The sequence below is a fragment of the Psychrobacter immobilis genome (assembly GCF_904846285.1).
In the GTDB taxonomy this organism is placed as follows: Bacteria; Pseudomonadota; Gammaproteobacteria; order Pseudomonadales; family Moraxellaceae; genus Psychrobacter; species Psychrobacter immobilis_D.
Map to the genome: position 1 here is coordinate 1 of NZ_CAJHAD010000058.1, position 1,310 is coordinate 1,310.

1 protein-coding gene and 1 other annotated feature are annotated in these 1,310 nt (G+C 45.9%); the gene reads right to left on the minus strand.

Annotation, left to right across the window (positions count from 1 at the left end; translation table 11 throughout):
* Positions 1-40: 40 nt before the first annotated feature.
* Positions 41-1,260, minus strand: a protein-coding gene (locus JMX13_RS13515; RefSeq protein WP_413786326.1) for an IS3 family transposase whose coding sequence is annotated in 2 segments (ribosomal slippage) — positions 41-984 and positions 984-1,260 — 1,221 coding nt in all. Because the reading frame shifts where the segments join, the coding sequence is not laid out codon by codon here.
* Positions 869-985, minus strand: a sequence feature (AL1L pseudoknot). It overlaps the preceding gene by 117 nt.
* Positions 1,261-1,310 lie beyond the last annotated feature (50 nt).

Here is a 1,310-nt window from a genome sequence, read left to right on the forward strand (position 1 = left end):
TTGAACCGCCCCGACTTTATCGGAGAGTGATTTACTTGAGTCAGGCAGCGATGCCTGACAGGGTTAAATTATCATAATACCGCTTTTCAAACTCAAAGGGTGACACATATCCAATCGTGCTATGCAATCGTGTTCTATTAAACCAATCCACCCATTCAAGGGTTGCTAGTTCAACATCGTTCACACCAGTCCAGTTCTGTTTTAAATAATGAATCACCTCAGACTTATAAAGCCCGTTGACCGTTTCAGCTAATGCATTATCGTATGAATCGCCTGTCGTACCGACAGAAGCTATAACACCGCATGTAGCCATTTTATCAGTATAGCGAATGGATAAATACTGAACCCCTCGATCACTGTGATGAATCACATCTTTGGGATAGTTTCTATCTGCTATTGCTTGATTTAACGCCGCCATCACCATATCTGTGTTCATACGATTAGATACTTTCCAGCCCACAATAGCGCGAGCAAACACATCAATAATAAAAGCGGTATACACCCAGCCGCTTATCGTCTTGATATAAGTAAAGTCTGCCACCCAGAGCTGGTTAGGGCGATGAGCGCTAAAGTTACGATTGACTAGGTCATCAGCACGCTTTTGATCATCACGGCTGTGAGTTGTTATTTTACCCTTACCGCGCCAGACACCTTGTAGGCCATGCTGTCTCATTAAACGCTCTATGGTACAACGAGCAACCTTTAACCCGTCAGCTTTCATCTGCTGCCATACTTTACGCGCACCGTAACGGCATTTGCTGTCCTGCCAGATACGTTTAATCTCGCTGATGTAAAAGTCGTCATGTTGACTGCGCAGTGAGCATTTTTCAGGGTAGCTCTCCAAGTCTTTAGCACGGTGATAGGTTGATGGGGCAATCGGTAATACTCTACAGATCAGCTCGACCCCATAATTATTCTTATGATCGTCGATGAATTGAATCATGATTTTAGTCAGCGGTCGAGCTCCGCCTGGGCGAAAAAAGCGGCAGCCTTACGTATGATCTCATTGGCTTGCTTGAGCTCTCTGCATTCGCGTTCAAGCTCCTTGATGCGCTCTTTATCACTTTGCGCTTGCACCGATGCAGGAATAGTTTGATCGATGTGTTTTTTATGCCACGACCGCAGGGTTTCAGGCGTACAGCCAATCTTAGGGGCAATGGCTTGAATCGCTGACCATGTGGAGGGATAGTCGCCCAACGCTTCTATCAGCATGCGAACGGCGCGTTCTTTAATCTCAGGAGTGTAGGTTTGTTTTTTCATTGTCGTATTCTCTCAGAATGTTGAGTCTCCGACAATCCCGGGGCGGTTCA